The 18,751-nt window shown below is 46.0% G+C and carries 18 protein-coding genes; 2 read left to right on the top strand and 16 right to left on the bottom strand.

The window, feature by feature from the left end; all coding sequences use genetic code 11:
- Positions 1-56: 56 nt before the first annotated feature.
- Positions 57-2,465, top strand: coding sequence for a [Fe-Fe] hydrogenase large subunit C-terminal domain-containing protein (locus BR02_RS14805; protein WP_051688219.1), 2,409 nt, complete (start codon positions 57-59; stop codon positions 2,463-2,465).
- Positions 2,466-2,467: 2 nt separating this feature from the next.
- Here the strand turns inward: BR02_RS14805 and thrC are convergent, their stop codons facing one another.
- The 8 genes from thrC to BR02_RS0107950 all read right to left on the bottom strand — a co-directional run bounded on the left by thrC (position 2,468) and on the right by BR02_RS0107950 (position 8,382).
- Positions 2,468-3,970, bottom strand: a complete 1,503-nt coding sequence (gene thrC, locus BR02_RS0107985; RefSeq protein ID WP_031515949.1) for a threonine synthase — start codon at positions 3,968-3,970, stop codon at positions 2,468-2,470.
- A gap of 25 nt (positions 3,971-3,995) precedes the next feature.
- Complete coding sequence (locus BR02_RS0107980; protein WP_031515946.1) at positions 3,996-4,250, bottom strand: GIY-YIG nuclease family protein; 255 nt, start codon at positions 4,248-4,250, stop codon at positions 3,996-3,998.
- A gap of 78 nt (positions 4,251-4,328) precedes the next feature.
- Positions 4,329-5,066, bottom strand: coding sequence for a metallophosphoesterase (locus BR02_RS0107975; protein ID WP_031515944.1), 738 nt, complete (start codon positions 5,064-5,066; stop codon positions 4,329-4,331).
- A gap of 185 nt (positions 5,067-5,251) precedes the next feature.
- Positions 5,252-5,791, bottom strand: coding sequence for a hypothetical protein (locus BR02_RS0107970; RefSeq protein ID WP_031515942.1), 540 nt, complete (start codon positions 5,789-5,791; stop codon positions 5,252-5,254).
- A 125-nt stretch (positions 5,792-5,916) separates the two neighbouring features.
- Positions 5,917-6,399: a hypothetical protein gene (locus BR02_RS0107965; RefSeq protein WP_051688218.1), complete on the bottom strand. Its 483-nt coding sequence runs from the start codon at positions 6,397-6,399 to the stop codon at positions 5,917-5,919.
- A 151-nt stretch (positions 6,400-6,550) separates the two neighbouring features.
- Positions 6,551-7,000 carry a universal stress protein gene (locus BR02_RS0107960; RefSeq protein WP_031515938.1) on the bottom strand — a complete coding sequence of 150 codons (450 nt, stop codon included), beginning with the start codon at positions 6,998-7,000 and terminating at the stop codon, positions 6,551-6,553.
- Positions 7,001-7,107: 107 nt separating this feature from the next.
- Positions 7,108-7,275, bottom strand: a complete 168-nt coding sequence (locus BR02_RS15435) for a hypothetical protein (protein ID WP_157834944.1) — start codon at positions 7,273-7,275, stop codon at positions 7,108-7,110.
- Between the two features lie 27 nt (positions 7,276-7,302).
- A complete protein-coding gene (locus BR02_RS0107950; protein WP_238442430.1) occupies positions 7,303-8,382 on the bottom strand; it encodes a YeiH family protein in 1,080 nt (359 codons plus the stop codon).
- Positions 8,383-8,757: 375 nt separating this feature from the next.
- Here BR02_RS0107950 and BR02_RS15630 point away from each other — a divergent pair, with 375 nt between their 5' ends.
- On the top strand, positions 8,758-8,895 hold the full coding sequence (locus BR02_RS15630; protein ID WP_169738589.1) for a hypothetical protein: 138 nt from the start codon (positions 8,758-8,760) through the stop codon (positions 8,893-8,895).
- Here the strand turns inward: BR02_RS15630 and alr are convergent.
- The 8 genes from alr to BR02_RS0107910 form a co-directional block, all read right to left on the bottom strand.
- On the bottom strand, positions 8,892-10,016 hold the full coding sequence (alr, locus tag BR02_RS0107945; protein ID WP_031515934.1) for an alanine racemase: 1,125 nt from the start codon (positions 10,014-10,016) through the stop codon (positions 8,892-8,894). The two genes, BR02_RS15630 and alr, sit on opposite strands and share 4 nt — an antisense overlap.
- Positions 10,017-10,032: 16 nt before the next feature.
- Positions 10,033-11,580, bottom strand: coding sequence for a bifunctional ADP-dependent NAD(P)H-hydrate dehydratase/NAD(P)H-hydrate epimerase (locus tag BR02_RS0107940; protein WP_031515933.1), 1,548 nt, complete (start codon positions 11,578-11,580; stop codon positions 10,033-10,035).
- Positions 11,581-11,586: 6 nt separating this feature from the next.
- Positions 11,587-11,961, bottom strand: a complete 375-nt coding sequence (gene acpS, locus BR02_RS0107935; RefSeq protein ID WP_031515931.1) for a holo-ACP synthase — start codon at positions 11,959-11,961, stop codon at positions 11,587-11,589.
- 120 nt (positions 11,962-12,081) lie between these two features.
- Positions 12,082-12,861: a LytR/AlgR family response regulator transcription factor gene (locus tag BR02_RS0107930; protein WP_031515929.1), complete on the bottom strand. Its 780-nt coding sequence runs from the start codon at positions 12,859-12,861 to the stop codon at positions 12,082-12,084.
- The gene (locus BR02_RS0107925) at positions 12,833-14,113 is read right to left on the bottom strand and encodes a histidine kinase (protein WP_420795387.1); all 1,281 of its coding nucleotides are present in this window, start codon (positions 14,111-14,113) and stop codon (positions 12,833-12,835) included. Before BR02_RS0107925 ends, BR02_RS0107930 begins: the two co-directional genes overlap by 29 nt.
- Positions 14,114-14,354: 241 nt before the next feature.
- Complete coding sequence (gene acs, locus BR02_RS0107920; RefSeq protein ID WP_031515925.1) at positions 14,355-16,301, bottom strand: acetate--CoA ligase; 1,947 nt, start codon at positions 16,299-16,301, stop codon at positions 14,355-14,357.
- 251 nt (positions 16,302-16,552) lie between these two features.
- Positions 16,553-17,503, bottom strand: coding sequence for an NAD(P)H-dependent flavin oxidoreductase (locus tag BR02_RS0107915; RefSeq protein WP_031515923.1), 951 nt, complete (start codon positions 17,501-17,503; stop codon positions 16,553-16,555).
- 153 nt (positions 17,504-17,656) lie between these two features.
- Complete coding sequence (locus BR02_RS0107910; RefSeq protein WP_031515921.1) at positions 17,657-18,736, bottom strand: branched-chain amino acid aminotransferase; 1,080 nt, start codon at positions 18,734-18,736, stop codon at positions 17,657-17,659.
- Positions 18,737-18,751 lie beyond the last annotated feature (15 nt).

Here is an 18,751-nt window from a genome sequence, read left to right as displayed (position 1 = left end):
TTTTTACGTAAAATAGCGAATTAATATAATAATAGATATAGAATTCAGGTGGTAAAATGCGGATACTCTATACAAATAATGATTTATGCTGTAATTGTTATGCCTGTGTTCGTGCCTGTCCTGTAAAAGCAATTTCCTTTCAGAACGGTAAAGCCACCATATCAAAGGAAGATTGCATCTTGTGCGGCAGTTGTGTAAAGGTCTGCTCCCAAGGAGCCAAGGTTATATTTGACGACACAAAAACTGTGCAAGAATGGCATAGCAGCGGCCTAAAAACGGTGGCCATTGTGGCACCTTCTTTCAGTGCCTCCTTTGACTGTTTTCCCGGCCAGTTCATTAGCGGCCTGCGGCAACTGGGTTTTTCATATGTTTTAGAAGCAGCCTTTGGTGCAGAGATACATGCCCACCGATTACAGGACCTGCTGGCCAAAAGTGATCAGACCGTTATTTCCTCAGCATGCCCTTCGGTGGTAATGCTGATAGAAAAACATTTCCCTAATTTAATAAACTATCTTTCACCATTACAGTCACCGATGATGATAACCGGTCAATACGCAAAGAAAACTTTCCCCCAACATAAAACCGTTTTCATCGGACCCTGTATAGCCAAAAAAGCTGAGTCCGTCTGCGGTCACGCCGGGGATTACATTGATGCGGTAATTACCTTTAGACAGCTGAAACAATGGTTTGCAGAGCAAAAAATTAATCTAATAAATCAACCGGCCAATACACACTGGGACTCCCCCGGTGCCAACACAGCCAGACTGCTTCCACTGGCAGGGGGGTTATTGAAAGCGGTGGGTTTACAATCAGATGTCAGCTCGCTGGATGTGATTGAAGCCAGCGGGCCGGTAAAGTGCAAGAGTATTTTAAACTCCATCAGCGGCGGCTTTTTGACCCCTGTAATGGTTGATATGCTTTGCTGCGACGGTTGTATCGCCGGCCCGGAAATTGCAAACAAAGAATTGTGTTATAATAAATCCAAAAAAGTGATCACCTATACGGAAGAACAAAGAAACAGCGACAGCGGGTATAAGTACCCGGCTGATTTTACCCCATTGGGGCCCCCTATGGATACCACCCGAACCTTTTACAATAAGCAGCGTGTTAAAAAAATATTTAGCGACCGGCAAATTTGGCAGGTTCTACGGAAAACAGGCAAAAAGAAACCCAAAGACTTAACTAACTGCGGAGCCTGTGGATACAGTACCTGCTGGGAAAAAGCCATAGCGGTGTTAAAGGGCAAGGCTGAATATCAAATGTGCCTACCCTATTTACTTAAACAGGTTAAGGAGTTAAACAACTCCATGGCCATGATGATGATTGTCAGCAGTACCCTTGATTACATGGCCTCCACTGACAGTCTGACAGGTTTATATAATCACCGCAGTTTTCAACAGGAACTGGGAAAACAGATAAAAATTTTCCGCTATTCCAACGAAACCTTTGCGCTGTTCATGATCGATATTGACAACTTTAAAATTGTAAACGACCTCTACGGCCACGACGTCGGTGATAAGGTGCTCCTTGAGGTGGCCTTAGTATTAAAAAAGATCTTTAAAAACGGTTTTGTGGCCCGTTATGGCGGTGAAGAATTTGCAGTGATCGTGCCCAAGGTCTCTGCCACGGAAGCTCTGGATTTGGGAAATAAACTTGTTGACACCGTAAGAAATACTAAATTTAACATTTTTAATGATGGCTCCTTTATTAAGCTTACCGTTTCTGCAGGAATCAGTTGTTATCCCATAAACGCAACCAATAAAGGGGACTTGCTCAAACTGGCTGACTACTCCCTTTACCAGGCTAAAATAAAAAAAGACAGGGCTGTACTCTACTCATCAGTGCTGGACGAAATACCTACGGAGCAGCAGCAGGGTGAAGTAAATACCATCAGTACCATTAAGACCTTAAACATTGTTATTAACGCCAAAGACCGCTATACCTTTAAACACTCCGAGAGAGTGATGTACTATGCAGAAGTATTGGGCAAAAAAATACTTCTGCCCGAAGACAAGCTAAAACATTTAAGATATGGCGCCTTCCTACATGATATTGGAAAAATACATGTGGATATGTCAGTGCTCTTAAAACCAAGCAGATTAAGCCAAGAAGAGTACGAAGCCATAAAAAGACACCCTTTGGTGGGGGCAGAAATTGCCAGGCAAATTCCCGATTTATCCGAAGCCGTGGATGTAATTTTATACCACCACGAACGTTACGACGGCAAAGGCTACCCTTATGGCTTAGCAGGCACACAGATACCCCTTTTAGGGCGGATTGTGGCCATTGCAGACAGCTTTGATGCCATGACCACCGACCGTCCTTACCGCAAGGCACTGAGCTATGCCGAGGCGGCAAATGAGTTAATAAAAAACTCCGGATCACAATTTGACCCGGAGTTGGTAAGGCATTTTATTTGTGCCATTCAAAGCATTGCCCATATCAATATCAGTAAGGCAAATTAATTTTAATCTGCCTCTAGAATATCGGCCACAGCGGTACCAATGCCGTCTTTGGCCGTTATTTTTTTGTGCAGTATTTCTTTTTGGTCTAAGTTCCTTAATCCCGCAGGAATTTGCCAGCCGGTATGCTTGGACAGGGCATCAAGCAAGGCAAACTCACTTTTATCAATCACCTTCTCTTTACCCAAAACCGCCTCCGCAACACTGGTGTTAAACTTAAAGGGGCTGGCAGTGGAGGCAATGACGGTTTTTGTGGTATCGCCCGTTTGCTCTTTATAATCATTGTAGACCCTAAAAGCCACTGCGGTGTGAGTATCCACCAGGTAGTTATGGCGGTGCCAAACCTCTGCAATTGTTTCTAAGGTATCCCTGTCGGATGCGTGTGCAGACCAGAAAATGTCTTGCACCCTTTGTTTGGTAATGTCATCCACCTGATATTTACCTGTATCTTTTAATTGCCCCATCCACTTGCGCACCTGGGCCCCGTCACCGTCTGTAAGTTCAAACAGCAGCCTTTCTAAATTGCTGGAAATTAATATGTCCATGGAGGGGGATATTGTTTTTAAAAATTCCCTGTTACGGTCATATATCCCGGTGCCAATAAAGTGGGTAAGTACATTGTTGGCATTGGCGGCACAAATTAATCGTTTTACCGGTAAACCCATTTGCCTGGCGTAGTAGCCCGCGAGAATGTTGCCAAAGTTGCCGGTGGGCACCACAAAGTTGACGGGTTCGCCCATTGCCAACTGTTTTTTCTCCACCAGTTTTAGGTATGAAGAAAAGTAGTATACCACCTGGGGCACTAAGCGTCCCCAATTAATGGAGTTGGCCGATGACAGTTTATAGTGCCTTTGGGCCAGCCTTTGGTTAAATTCAAGGTCACCAAATACTTGTTTTACACCGCTTTGGGCATCATCAAAGTTGCCCTGCACCGCCACCACCCAGACATTATTGCCGGCCTGGGTGATCATTTGCAGCCGCTGCACCTGGCTGACACCTTCTTGGGGGAAGAAAACAATTATTTTTGTTCCCGGCACATCTTTAAAACCCTCCAATGCCGCTTTCCCGGTATCTCCGGAGGTGGCCACCAAGATTACTATTTCGTCCTTTTCTCCGGTTTTCTGGGCAGCCTTAGTTAACAAATGGGGTAGTATCTGTAGTGCCATATCCTTAAAGGCACAGGTAGGCCCATGCCACAGCTCCAACACATGCAGGTTTTCATTGAGCGAGTAAACCGGTGCTATGTCCCGGTGATCAAATTTTCCTTCCCCGTAAGCACCCTGTACACATTGGGCCACTTCTTCGGGGGTATAGTCCACAAGGTAGAGAGATAGAATTTGCTCAGCCACCTCTGCATAGCCGGCACCCACCATTTTATGCAGTTGGTTAAGGTCCACTGACACCTTGCGCTCCGGTACAAATAAGCCCCCATCGGGCGCAATGCCCTGCTTTATTGCCTGTGCTGAAACCACCGGCTCGGTTTGTCCCCTAGTGCTTATGTAATGCATGTTAAATAGTCCTCCAAATCCGTAATTAATACTGCCTTATTAACTGCAGTTTCTTTTTTCGGGGGAGTTTTTTTAACTCCACTTCCCTGGCCATGGCCGATTCTTTACTGGGATAAATTTCATAATACACCAATACTGCAGGCAGCCGCGAGCGTACATATTTACTGCCCCGACCCTCATTGTGTTCCCGCAGTCGATGCTCAATATCTACGGTGTACCCGGTGTAAAGTGAATTGTCGCAGCAACGTAGTATGTAAACATAATACCACTTCTTTTTCATCTATTTATTATACAACACCGCCTCCATAACTGCCAAAGGGCAACATTTGCCCACTGCCTCTGCCGGGGCATTATATATTTAAAGATTTGTATCTCGAATCAGCACCGGTGTAAACTTAACATAATCCGCACTTACAAGGTGAAAATTAATTCCCCAGGCGGTGTCCGGCAAACGATACCTTTGAGCGCGGGAATGTAGATGGCCGTACAATACAGTGCTGACCTTGTATTTTTCCAGCACTTCGATAAATCCTGACCGTTCATGCTTTTCGTTGGTGGGCATATAGTGCATCAGCACTATTATTTCTTCCACTGGCTGTTTTACACTGCTCAGCGAGTTTTCCAGTCTAATGATTTCCCGTTTATAAATCTTCTCGTCATGTTCAGTGAAGCCACCGCCGTTATTGGGGCACACCCACCCCCTGGTGCCGCATATGGCAATGTTGTCTAAAATAATGTGGTCGTTTTGAATAACCTGCATGTTGGCGGGCAGTGCTGCACGTACTTTAGTGAGACTTTGCCACCAATAATCGTGATTTCCGGGCACAGCAATAATCAGTCCCGGCAGCATCCCTAAATAATTCATATCATGTACCGTTTGGTTCAACTTAGTGGCCCAGGATATATCACCGGGCATCAGTACCACGTCTTCATCGCCCACCATATCACACCAGTTATAATATAATTCTTTATAGTGTTCTTTCCACTCTATGCTGCATTCATCCATCGGCTTATAGGCCGTCACAGCATCCCAATTATTAGGGTCCACTGGAGCATCAAAGGATAAATGCACGTCACTAATGGCAAATAGTTTCACTGCAGCAGCCCCCCGGAAATTTTAGTTAATAATAAACTTAACTGCCCTTGTCTGTCAACATAAACCAAGGGAAAACAGTTTATACAGCCGGTGTAGCACTGCTCCAGTGAAGTTAGTCTCAAGCCAAGCAATTACTGCAATAGACAGACGGTGACAAAGCCAAAGGAATAGGGCCGGATATGCCCTTAGTCAAGCACTTCAAAGTTGGGTACAAGGTAACTTCTCTCATAGAATAAATCTTTATCTCCAAGGCGAACAGCATACACCTTTTGCACAGAGCTATCATCGAAATATAAAAAGTGGGGTTGAACGGCCCCTTCTTTAATGGCCTGCTCCCTCTTTGCCAATACCAGCACTTTTAGTCTGTCTATGTCTTCTTTGAAGTCCCCCTGATAGTGATCCGGGATTTCATATAGAAGTCTTAGCACGGTGACATAGCCCGTTTCAACAAGCTCAGGTTGGCTTTTAAATTCCATTTCATCCCTTGCCAGGGCATATCTTTTTAGTATTTCTCCGTCCTTATGGTTGGGCATGTGGCTTAAAATTAATGCTGCCTCTTCCCATTTTTCTTCCTTTAGCCTAGCCACGGCTTTTTGATACCTATTTTCCACCATTACATTGGTACTTAAATACACTGCTCCCACAAAAAACAGTAGAGCCGTTATAATTATGAGTGTGTATTTAAAGTCTGCTTTATCAACCGATGTTCTAAATACACCTTTCAAAATAACCTCCCCCGTTTACAACCTATTCCTAAATCCCAGCCATATAGGAGAGCAAAGCCTCTGACAGCCTTGCTTTAAAAACAAAAACCAACCTAGTTGGGCAGCTGCCTGCAACTAGTTGGTTTTTAATAAACTGATAAGACCGGTTCTGTGGTGTATACTTTTTCCGTTTCTACAACTCTGACATTTCTAATTAAAAAGACCTTGTCTTCTTTGTCCATTTTTCCAGTTATTTCCAATAGGTTGGATTCTTTGATCTCCGGCAGTATTTTAGTATCTTTACCCACATACTTTAGAAAGGTACATTTTATCAATTGTCCTTCTTCATCCTGCACAATTATTTCACCCTGCACTGAATCTACACCGTCTTCATTTTTTAATCCAAAGTTTACCTCTTGTGCCCTGCCAGACAGCCAGTCAACTTCCGGCACCCGGGATTCTTTTAACATTTTATTGATTTTGCTGGTATTTAACATCAATAAAGGTAAAAACACCAGCACAAGGGGCGTAATACATATTACTAAAATGGTAATCCAGCCGTACCATTTAATTAATTTATCCTTTTCTTCCTTTGGTGTCTCAATATGTATTTGGGGTCTGCCGTTCAACGAAAGCACCTCACATAACTATTCTATATTTATTATATTGTCCATTGGGCAGAAAAAGATCTGGCTTTTTACTTACTTCTCCTTGCTCTTTTTAAAACCCTCCTTGCCATGGCCCTTTTGCTGGAACTGCGTCGTCTCTTTGATTTATCATCTATTTTACCATTAATACTGTGCAGAGGTGATCTTTGGCCAGTCTTTCCTTTACCCGGCTGGAGGTATTTCCCGGGCCGGGTTCTTTAGTGCCTAACACCACAAGATCATAGTTGTTCTCCTTTAATTCTTTTATTATTTCATCGGCGGGCTTGCCCTCTCTGGTTTTCCAATTGAACTGAATGCCTTTCTGGGAGGCTGACTCTGTAAAGGCTTGCAGCACCTTTTGGGATTGTTCCCTACCAATTTCATTTATGTAGTCAATAAACCGCTGTTTTGCAGTGGCAGTGAGAAGCGTATCCACCTCCCCGTAGTGAATTAAATTGGTTTCTATAACATTGAGCAAGGTAATCTTGCATTGGGACCTTTCCACCAAATACAAGGTTTGTTTAATAAGCTGATCAAAGTTAACCTCTTCCCCATGCATGGCCAGCAATATATTTTTATACATGGCTTTATCCTCCGTTATCAGCAAGTGTCAAAAATTGATATACAAATGGCAGGCGAAGCTCAACTTCTACCTGCCATTTGTTTCTCCCGGTAACCTACATTTTATACTTATGAGAAAAGCTTAGCCAGTAAAACCAGCGAACAGCCCAAAATTATTACCGCATAATCCTGTCTGCGCACCTTTCTGTCCGCTGCCCTAGCTTCTTCGAGAGCCTTTTTGTTATCTTCATCTACACTGTTATTTACAACGGTAGCATTTTTTTTCTCTTCAGTCATCAATGGCACCTCCTGCTCAGCTAATCATTATAGGGGTAAAATCAGTTTGATAACCGCCAGGGCAAGAACAGCTTTAATTAAAGCTACCATGAAGCCGAGAATCAAACCGTCTTTACCTGCGGCCTTCATATCACTAAACCGGGTGGTTAAACCAATACTGGCAAAGCCCAGTGTAAAGGCGTAATCCATAAGCTTAGATGCAGTTTTAAGTTCCTCAGGGCTAAATGCACCGGCAGTGTTCAGCGCCATTAGAGCTAAGAACGCCAACACAAACACGGGAAACTTATCCATAACAAACTGGGTTTTATTGATTTCACCGGCTTCTTTGGACTCACGACCCAATACGTGCATTACAATATATAGTACAACCAGGGGTAACAGAACGACCCTACCCATGTTATAGATACCGGCCACTAAACCGGCCTCTTCACCAAAGGCAAAACCTGCTGCCAACACCTGAGCGGAGTTTACAATGGCCACACCGGCCCAGGCACCAAATTCCACATCTGTTAAACCGATTAATTTACCAATGGGTGGCAGTATAAACAGCATTCCCAAACCAAAGATTAAGATAGCTGCAATGGCGTAAGCCATTTCTTGCCCCTTGGCCCGAATGGCAGGACCGGTGGCAACGGTGGCAGAAACACCACAAATTGAAAAACCTGCTGCTAAACAGCCGCCCAATTTATCAGACAGCTTAAACTTAGGCATAAACTTGAATAATACCCATACTGTACCGAATAAAAATACTGCGATGAAAACCATACTTACGGCACCCACCTGAACCAAGCTGGCCCAAGTGTATTTAGTACCCATAATTACGATACCGGTTTTGGTAAAAATTGTTGAGTATTTTAAACCGGGTTCAAATACAGTGGGCACACCCACAGTATTTCTAATTAGCATACCGGCAAGGATAGCTATGAAAACGTAGTTCAAGCTCAAGGCACTTTTAACGGATTTGGCGTTGGCTGACATCCAGCCGTCTGCTTGAACTGCCCCGTAACCCACCAGGGCCACTAAAATTAGTCCGGGTATAGATTTAATGACGGTATCTACCAAGCTAGTTTGTTGTTTGGCTAGTTGTGTCTGACCCAAAATAAACACCCCACATTCTTAAGTAAGTAATAATCAAGACAAGCAAAAAACTAAAAAACTAAGATTTTATTATAATATACTAATGTAATTAAGTCTTTAATCCACCTATCACCTCAATTCTATGGTATTAGGGATTAATATTAGTTGCAACTTTCCCTATGTAAAACTATTCTACTGCCTGCCCATTAATATTTGTCATCACTGCGACAAAATTAATAGCTTTGCATGACCTATGTAAATTTTAGTACAGCCATGACAAAAATGCTGTCATGTGAATGATAGTGGGGGTGTTTTTTTAAAAGATTTTATTATAAGCCTTCTTTTTGAGTGGTAAAGTTCCTTATCTCTCCCAGTATTTCTGGTTATTTCGCTGCAAGTTGACAAATGATGATAGTTATATGTTTCACATCCCGCAATCCTTCTACCATTTACCGCCATCATTTTAGCAGTGCCAGTATTCCTGAACGGGCATACCGAAATCCCCGCCGCCATTGGCCGTCGGGCCATTATATCACCCCTTAGGCGTGTATATACAGCCGCGGTACCCGGGCCGTCACCATGCATATTACTTCATAATTGATGGTGCCAAGTTTATTAGCCACTTCTTCCACCGGAATGGCATCCCTTTGTTCACCGCCAAACACCGCCACCTCATCGCCGGGTTTTACACCCTTTATGTGGCCCACATCAACCATGCACTGATCCATGCAAATGGTGCCCACCACCGGCGCCCGCACCCCATGGATTAAGACCTCACCCTTTGTTAGCATTCTGGTGAAGCCGTCGGCATAACCCACCGGCAGCGTTGCAAGTGTGGTTTTATGTGGCGTGCAGTAGCTGCACCCATAACTGACAAAGGTGCCCGCATCCACTTCCTTAACATGCCCGACCCTTGTTTTTAAGGTCATGGCCGGTCTTAGTTTTACCCTGTCTGTGTTAACATGGGGGGAGGGGTAAAGACCATAGACCATTATTCCCGGGCGTACCATATCCAGGTGCGTTTCCGGAAGATCTATTATGGCTGCACTGTTGGCTGCATGGCGAATTTCAAAGTCTATTCCCTCCCCATGCAGCCGGTCTAAAAAGTCCATAAACCTGGCAAACTGCATATGGGTATAACTTTTATCATTGTTGTCAGCATCGGCAAAGTGTGTATATATACCTTCAGCCTGTAACATTGGCAGCTCAAGCAACTGCTTTATTTCTTTTACAGTTTCCTCCTCCGGAATAAACCCTAACCGGGCCATACCGGTGTCAACTTTAATATGCACCTTCACCCTTTGCCCCTCTTGCAGGGCAATTTGGTTTAGTTTTTGTGCAGATTCAACGGAATACAGGGTTGGGGTAATATTATGATTAATTACTTCCGGGTATTGTTCCGACGGAATGTAGCCCAATACCAGTATCGGGCAGTCAATATCATGGCTGCGCAGTTCCAGTGCCTCATTGACCCGGGCCACCGCAAGGCTGTCTGCCCCACTGCGCAGGGCAGTTTTCGCCACTTCCACCGCCCCATGGCCGTAGCCGTTTGCCTTAACAGCCACCATCACCTTGGTACCGGGCTTGATCACTCTACACACTTCACCTATGTTATGAGCAATTGCCGCTAAATTCACTTCCGCCCAAATGGGATACAATGACATAGATCAGTCTCCTAAACTAATAATCTTCAACTTCCTTTATGCACCGGGGCAAGTTTTCTAATATATCGCCTGCCGTCAGTCCGGTCATGCCCAACTGCAAAGCCCCGTAATCACCGGCCATGCCGTGTAAATAAGCTCCGGCCGCAGCTGCCTCAGCCGGCGGCAGACCCTGGGCCATTAAGGCAGCAATAACGCCGGTAAGCACATCCCCACTGCCGGCGGTGGCCATGCCCGGGTTTCCGGTGGGATTAATATAAATTTCACCCTGGGGGGTTGCTACCAGGGTTCGCGCCCCCTTCAGCAACACTGTACAGGCCCATTTTTCCGCACACTGCCTGGTGAGAGATATGCGATTTTGCTGCACCTCATCCACTGTCACACCTAATAGGCGGGCCATTTCGCCGGGGTGCGGGGTTAACACCACCGGACCGGCAACCCGCTCCAGGACAGCAAGATCTTTAGCCACAGCATTAAGCCCGTCTGCATCTATAACCACCGGTATATTGACATGGGGCAGTAACTGGTGCACCAGGTCCACAGCTTCATCCCGCCGGGTTAAACCGGGCCCCACAGCCAATACGTCCATAAATTTCAATTTATCCACAAGGGCGCCTAAGGCCTTTGCCGTTAACACACCGTTCTCCTGGGGCAAAGGCAGCGTCATTACCTCGGGCGCCGCACCAACTATTCCGTCATGTAATTGCTCCGGCATGGCCAGGGTAACCAAGCCCGCACCGCTTCTTAGGCAGGCAGTGGCAGTAAGCAGGGCAGCACCCCCCATGCCCACCGAGCCGGCCACCACCAGCACCCGACCGAAGTTCCCCTTATGGGCTGCCAACCTGCGCCGGGGTATCCACTGCCGCACCCTATTTCTTTGCAGCAGATTCATTTTTCTTCCCGCCAAGAGCGGCTTAGGCAGGGAAATATCGGCCACCACCATCTCACCGGTAACAGCTACTCCAGCTTCCAACACCATTCCCAACTTGGGCAGCCCAAAGGTAACTGTCACATTTGCCCGGATACAAGGGCCCTTAATCTGCCCTGTATCCGCCTCCAAGCCCGAAGGTATATCCACTGCAATCACCGGCAGGCCGCTGGCATTAATTAAATCAATAATGCGGCCAATTTTTTCACTTACAGCACCCCTGAAGCCGGTACCATACATGGCATCCACCACAAGATCGGTGCTCATTAAGGAAACCTTAACCATGTTTATGCCATTGGGCTGATGCACCGGGTATACCTTCTGCCCCATTTTGTGCCAAATGTTTAGGTTTAGGGCTGCATCACCCACCAGCTGCTCAGGGTCTGCCACCATCAAGACCCGTACATCGGCACCTTTGTTTAACAGGTGCCGGGCCACCACCAGGCCGTCTCCGCCGTTATTACCTTTGCCAACAAATATGGTAACTACTCTGCCCTTAACACAGCCGCCCAACTGTTCACAAACCGCTTCCACCACCTTGATACCGGCGTTTTCCATGAGCACAACACCCGGGATGCCATACTGTTCAATGGCAGTCCGGTCAATATCTCTCATTTCCGCAGCGGTTACCACCCTCATCAAGCATCACTCCTTTACTGCCACAGCAAAGGCCACAGCACGTTCCTTATCATGGGAAATACTGAGCAGCACCCCACTGACCCCCTGTTTTAGGGCTGCTTGGCGGGCCCCTCCATAAAGTTTTACCTTGGGCGGCCCCCCTTGGGCTGCTGTCAATATTTCCACATCAACAAACCTGCACCCGGCCAAACCCGTACCCAAGGCCTTTAGCACCGCTTCTTTGGCAGCAAAGCGGCCAGCCAAACAAGGGTAAGGATTTTTACGGGCCAAGCAGTACTCTTGCTCCTGCCGGGTAAAAATTCGCTCTAAAAATCGAGGGTTTTTAGCAGCACCGGCTATACGTTCAATCTCAATAATATCTGTACCAACACCCGTTAACAATGAATTCATCATTCCCTTGTCAGAAAAAATATCCTACTCTAATAAAAAGTATCCCCTGGGATAGGCAAAGTCAATATCCCAGGGGGTTTTTTTATTGTTAAATATATTTATCCTGTTCCGTCAAAAGCCTAATATCTTTCTTAGCTTCTTAGCCTGGGCCCTGGAAACGGGCACTTCACTGCAGGATTCATCTTCCAACAGGAGGTTGTAGGTCCCGTTAAAAAAAGGTATAATTTCCTTTACCTTATGCAAATTTACCAAATAACAGCGATGGGTTCTAAAAAACATGGCCGGATTAAGCCTGGCCTCTAACTCTTTCAAGGTAAACTTAGTGAGCAGTTTGTCATTGTTGGTTTTGATATATACATAATCCTTTTCAGTAAAGGCATAGAAAATGTCCGCCATGTCCACCAGCATTGTTTTGCCCATTTTCTCAGCCGGTATGCGATCAATTTTTATTTCTTTACCGGTGTTAGACTTTTTCCTCTCCGCCACTGCATTCCCCTGCCGGGCACTGCCGTCCTGATCACAATCCTGACATGCCTTCCATACCTTTTCCACCGCCCTGCGCAACCGCTGTTCCTCCACCGGCTTTAATATATAGTCCACCGCATTAACCTCAAAGGCCTTTAAAGCATGTTCATCGTAGGCACTGACAAATATCACCTGGGGACGTTTGGGCAATTGCTGTATTACCTCTCCCAACTCCAATCCATTCATTCCGGGCATGGAAATATCTAAAAACAGCAGGTGATAGTCCAAAGCCTTTATTAGTGCCAATGCCTCATTGGCATTTGTGGCTTCACCCACAATTTCAACATTGTCAAATCCACTTAAGAGATAGCGCAGTTCCTGCCGAGCGGGGTATTCGTCATCGACTATTAACGCTCTCAATTTCATTGACTTCTCCCCCTTTCTCAGATATTTCAAGCAGTAAGGGTATTCGTACAAATACCGAAGTTCCTTTGCCGGGTGTACTGGTTATGGTAATACCGTACTCCTCACCAAATAATATTTTTAATCTTTCATGAACATTACTTAAACCGACCCCGCTGCCGGAACCAAATCCGGGCTTCAGTACCTTAGACAACATTTCGGGCTGAATCCCCACCCCGTCATCGTGAACGGCAATGTGTATTTCGCCATCGGATATTTTGGCTGTCAGTTTTACGGTACCCTCCTCCACCTTGGGCGTAATGCCGTGGCGAATGGAGTTTTCCACCAGCGGCTGTAAGGTCAGCACCGGAATTTTATACTTCAGCACCTCACTGTCTATTTCCTTTTTAATCCGCAGTTTTTCCCGGAAACGGGCCTTTTCCAAAACCAGATAGTGGTGCAGGTATTCCAGCTCCTCCTCAAAGGTTACCAGGTGCCCGCGGCGTTTTAGTGAATGGCGGAAAAAAGCCGCCAACCTTTGTAATAGCCGCCTGGCAGTTTCGGGATCGGTGCGTATAAACATACTAATGGTATTTAAGGTATTAAACAGAAAGTGGGGGTTAATTTGTGCCTGCAGTGCATCCAACTCGGCCTTTGTCACCAGCTGTGTCTGCCGATCCAGCTCTGCCAATTCCATCTGTACCCCCAACAACTGAGCAATGCCCACCGCCAGTTTAACCAAATTGGTGGGCACTTCACCTTCCTTAGTCTGGTACAATTTAATGGTGCCCATTACCTCTCCTTTGCATATTAGCGGTGCAATAACTGCAGATTCCAAGGGGCAGTCACATTGGTCTTGGTAAGGGCAGTTAAAATCTTGTTTTTTCTCTACTATTTTCAGCCTGCCGGAAGCAATAACCTCCTTGGTGGCATTGGTAATAATAGATCCACCGGGTGGATGCCGCTCACAACCGGCACCAATAAAAGATAACACCTGCTGGCGGTCAGTCAATGCCACCGCCGGCACATCACTGATCTCCTGAATAATTTCCGCTGTCTGTTGGGCTGTTTCCTGATTTAGGCCCCGGCGTAAAAAAGGCAAGGTGACGTTAGCAATCTGCAAACTGCGATCGAAGGATTTGGAATCTATCCTAACCCGTGATAAGCGGTTAAAGTGGGGATAAAGTATCACCAAATACACTAATAGGGCATTGCCCAACACTATAATTAAAGTCAGCTCCCAACGCCGGGTAACTATCAGTGCCACTGCCAGCATAATCAGTTGCATCATTAAAAATATCCAAAATATTTCCTTTGGCACCTTGTTTTTAAACTGCAAAAATATACCCTCCGTTATATATATTAAGAAACAGACACAATTTTCTCAATTTTACTATTCTACATTAAAAACTATTTTCCTTTACATAATAATAAAGCGGCATATGTATACACTGCCCGATAGTTAGAAAATCCGAGGCTTAGCCTCGGATTTTCCTATACAGTTAAGACTTGTGGTTTTATTCTGCATATTTTTCTTTTAGACCGGACACCACGTCTGGGTTAGCCAGGGCGGAGGTGTCACCCAATGCACGGCCCTCTGCAATGTCCCGCAACAGCCTTCTCATAATTTTTCCACTGCGGGTTTTAGGCAGTTCCGCTGTGAAGAAGATATCGTCGGGTCGGGCCAAACCACCTATTTTTTTAGCCACATAGGCCTTTAACTCGTTAACCAGTTGTTCATCATAGGTAACATTATCCTTTAGGGTAACAAAGGCCGAAACCGCCTGCCCCTTCAGTTGGTGATCCTTACCTATTACCGCTGCTTCAGCCACCGCAGGGTGCTCAACCAGGGCACTTTCTACTTCCATGGTGCCAATGCGGTGACCGGATACGTTAATTACGTCGTCCACACGACCCATTATCCAAATATAACCGTCTTTATCCCGTCTGGCACCGTCCCCTGTGAAATAAACTCCCTCAAAACGGCTCCAGTACTGATCTATATAACGCTGTGGGTCATTATAAACGGTGCGGAGCATGGCGGGCCAAGGCTTTTTAATTACCAAAAAGCCGCTTTGGCCGTTGGGCACCGAAAATCCCTGGGCATCCACAACGTCCACCTCAATACCGGGAAGCGGCAGCGTTGCCGAACCCGGCTTGGCTGGCGTAATGCCCGGCAGGGGACTAATCAGTATTTGACCGGTTTCGGTCTGCCACCAGGTGTCCACAATGGGGCAGCGTCCGCCGCCGATATTTTTATGATACCACATCCAGGCTTCCGGGTTGATGGGCTCGCCCACAGAACCTAAAAGCCTTAAACTGGATAAATCACGGCCTGCCGGCCACTCTTCTCCCCACTTCATAAATAATCTAATGGCAGTGGGTGCAGTGTAAAGTATTGTTATGGCATACTTTTCTACAACGGCCCAAAAACGATCCTGGGCAGGAAAATCCGGTGATCCCTCATACATCACTGTGGTTGCACCGTTGGACAGCGGTCCGTAAACAATATAGCTGTGTCCGGTAATCCAACCGATATCTGCGGTACACCAGTAAATATCGTTTTCTTTTATATCAAACACATATCTATAGGTGGAGCTGGCGCCCACCAAGTAACCGCCGGTACTATGTACCACCCCTTTAGGTTTTCCAGTGGTGCCGCTGGTATATAGTATAAAAAGCATATCCTCTGCATCCATCGGCTCGGCGGGGCATCCAATGGGTGCATTTTCCATCAGCTGGTGGTACCACAGGTCTCTGCCCTCCACCATATTTACCTCACCGCCGGTGCGCTTAACCACAATTACCTTTTCAACATTGGGGCAAGAATCCAAGGCAGTATCTACATTCTTTTTCAAAGGTAATTGCTTACCGCGGCGGTAGCCGCCATCGGTGGTAATCACTATTTTGGCTCCGGCATCGTTGACCCTGTCCCTTATGGATTCCGGCGCATAACCGCCGAAAACAACACTGTGCACCGCTCCGATACGTGCACAGGCCAGCATTGCAATGGGCAGCTCGGGTATCATAGGCATGTACATACATACACGGTCGCCTTTCTTTACCCCTAAGTCCTTTAGCACGTTGGCAAATTTAGTTACCTCACGGTATAGATCCTGGTAGGTTAAAATCCGCGAGTCGCCGGGTTCACCTTCAAATATAATGGCCGCCTTGTTTTTGCGTTCTTTTAGGTGGCGGTCAATACAGTTATAGGATACATTTATTTTCCCACCGGTAAACCATTTAGCAAAGGGATGGTTCCACTCCAATATCTGATCCCACTTGTTGAACCAGTCAAGCCTTTCCGCTTCCTGGGCCCAGTAATTTAAATAATCTTCACTGGCATCTTGATATATACGGGCATCGGTTATATTTGCTTGTTCTACAAATTCCGAACTGGGGTTAAATACCCTCTCCTCAAAGAAGGCCTCCAGCAAATTTGCATCTGTTGCTTTAGCATTCATTGTATTTGCCTCCTTAAAAATAATCAATGTGTTATACAATATAATACACAGTAAAACACATTTGCGTAATAAATCGCCGCTGAATTAACTTATTTGGCCCCCCAATGACAATTAATCTTGTGTATACCTGTATACACCCATTTACAAGCAAATAATAACCATTCGGGCCCGTATAGAACCATTTGGCTGAAATGATAGGCGAACAAGCCTGCTGTGATCCGGATAATGAAAAAAGGACGCCTTTAGCGTCCTCAGTTAGCTGCCCGGTATTCCTTCAGCAATCTATCAAATATGGCTTGTACCGGTAATATGTCTTTTATTTTATAAACATTTTGCCCGGCAAAAACAACCCCTTGATGCACCATGCCGTCCCTTGTGTTGGTGAGGGCCTTTAAAATACAATACTCCTGGGAACAGTTTTTTAAACAAGCAAAGCATTCTTCAGGTTCCGGTGCTTGGCCCCTTTGTATGTTGTTATAAAACTCATTTTTCAATGCCCTGCCAGGCATGCCTACCGGGCTTTTTATCAAGACCACATCATCTTTACTTGCATTAAGGTACATTTGTTTGAACTCGTCTGCAACCGAACACTCTTCGCTGAGCACAAAGCGGGTGGCCATTTGCACACCGCTGGCCCCCAGTTTAACCATATCGGCCATATCTTGTCCCGTTACTATTCCCCCGGCAGCAATTACCGGTATCTTAACCGCCTTTACAACTTCAGGCACCACTTCTTTTACCGACAGATCTGTGCCCAAATGCCCGCCGGCCTCGGTGCCCTCGGCCACCACAGCGGCGGCCCCGTATCTCTCAGCAACCCTGGCAGCCTTGGCCGATGATACAATGGATACGATTGGCACCCCGGACTCTTTGGCCCAGCGGAAGATATCACGGGAAAAACCGGCACCGGTAAATATAAGATCAATGGCTGCCTCAATGGCAGCTTGCACCAGCTGGGCAAACTGGGCAGAGGCATACATGACGTTAACACCAATTATTCCCCCATTGGCAAGGGCACGGGCCTTCTTTATTTCGCTCTTTAACTCATGGGCATCCATCCCGGTGGCCCCAATCACACCAATGCCCCCGGCCCTGGCCACCGCCCCGGCCAAGGAAGATGTGGACACTCGCACCGCCATGCCACCCTGTACTATAGGATATTTAGGCGCCAAAGGTCCAATACGCAGCTCCGGCAAATTCAATAAAGTTCCCTCCAAAACAATCGATAATATGCTAATATTAACAGTTAATCATAATAAACAACAATTTTCAACTATTATTATAACCAAATTGGCAAATTGCTAAATAAAAAAGGCGCTTGGTACAGGCGCCTTAGTAATGTAGAAAAATATAACTTATTTTCTTCCCAATACATGTACCCAGCCATATTTATCTTCGGCCCTGCCATACTGTATATCCACCAGTCCATTATAAAGGGTGCGGGTTATTTGGCCAACCTCATTGTTATTTACAACATAGTTCTTGTCTTTATAGTACAGTGAACCCACCGGGGAAATCACAGCCGCCGTGCCGGAACCAAATACCTCTTTAATTCTACCCTCTGTTATGCCTTCGATGGCTTCATCTATGGTGATGGGGCTTTCTTCCACTTGGTATCCTAAATCCCTGGCCATTTCAATGATGGATGCCCTGGTAATGCCGGGCAAGATCGATCCGGTCAGCGGTGGGGTAACAAGCTTGTCTTGGTATACAAAAAAGATGTTCATTGCGCCAACTTCTTCAATGTATCTTTGCTCTTTGGCATCCAGCCACAGTACCTGGGAAAAACCTTTTTCCTGGGCCTTTAAACCGGCCATTAAGCTGGCAGCATAGTTTCCGCCGGTTTTTACATCACCTACACCGCCTACCACCGCCCTGACCAGCTTGTCTTCCACATAAATGCTCACCGGGTTAAAGCCTGCCTTAAAGTAAGGCCCCACCGGTGAAAGAATGATATAAAACAAGTATTCAGCCGACGGATTTACCCCTAAAAAGGGCTCTACCCCCAGCAGGGTGGGACGTATATAAAGTGACGTACCCGGGGCATCGGGTATCCAGCGCCTTTCCATCAGCACCAACTCTTTCATGCCTTGGAGGAAATATTCTTCGGGAATCTCCGGCATACATAGTCGCTTAGCACTGCGGTTCATACGGCGGGCGTTTTGCTCCGGCCGAAACATTAGCACCTTGCCGTCTTCTGAAAGGTAGGCCTTTAGCCCCTCAAAAATTTCCTGGGAATAGTGGAGCACACAGGCCGCCGGATCTAAAGAAAAGGGCTTATATTTTTCAATTTTCGCATCATGCCAGCCCTTATCTTTGCTATACTTCATGGTAAACATGCGGTCAGTAAAAATACTGCCAAAACCCAGCTGCTTTGGATCGGTAAATAAGGGTTTTAATTGTTCTTCTTCAATTGGTTCGACGTAGATGTCCATTTAATTTCACTCCTA

The sequence above is a fragment of the Desulfofalx alkaliphila DSM 12257 genome (assembly GCF_000711975.1).
GTDB classification, from domain to species: Bacteria; Bacillota; Desulfotomaculia; order Desulfotomaculales; family Desulfohalotomaculaceae; genus Desulfofalx; species Desulfofalx alkaliphila.
This window is presented reverse-complemented; position numbering and strand designations above follow the sequence as displayed.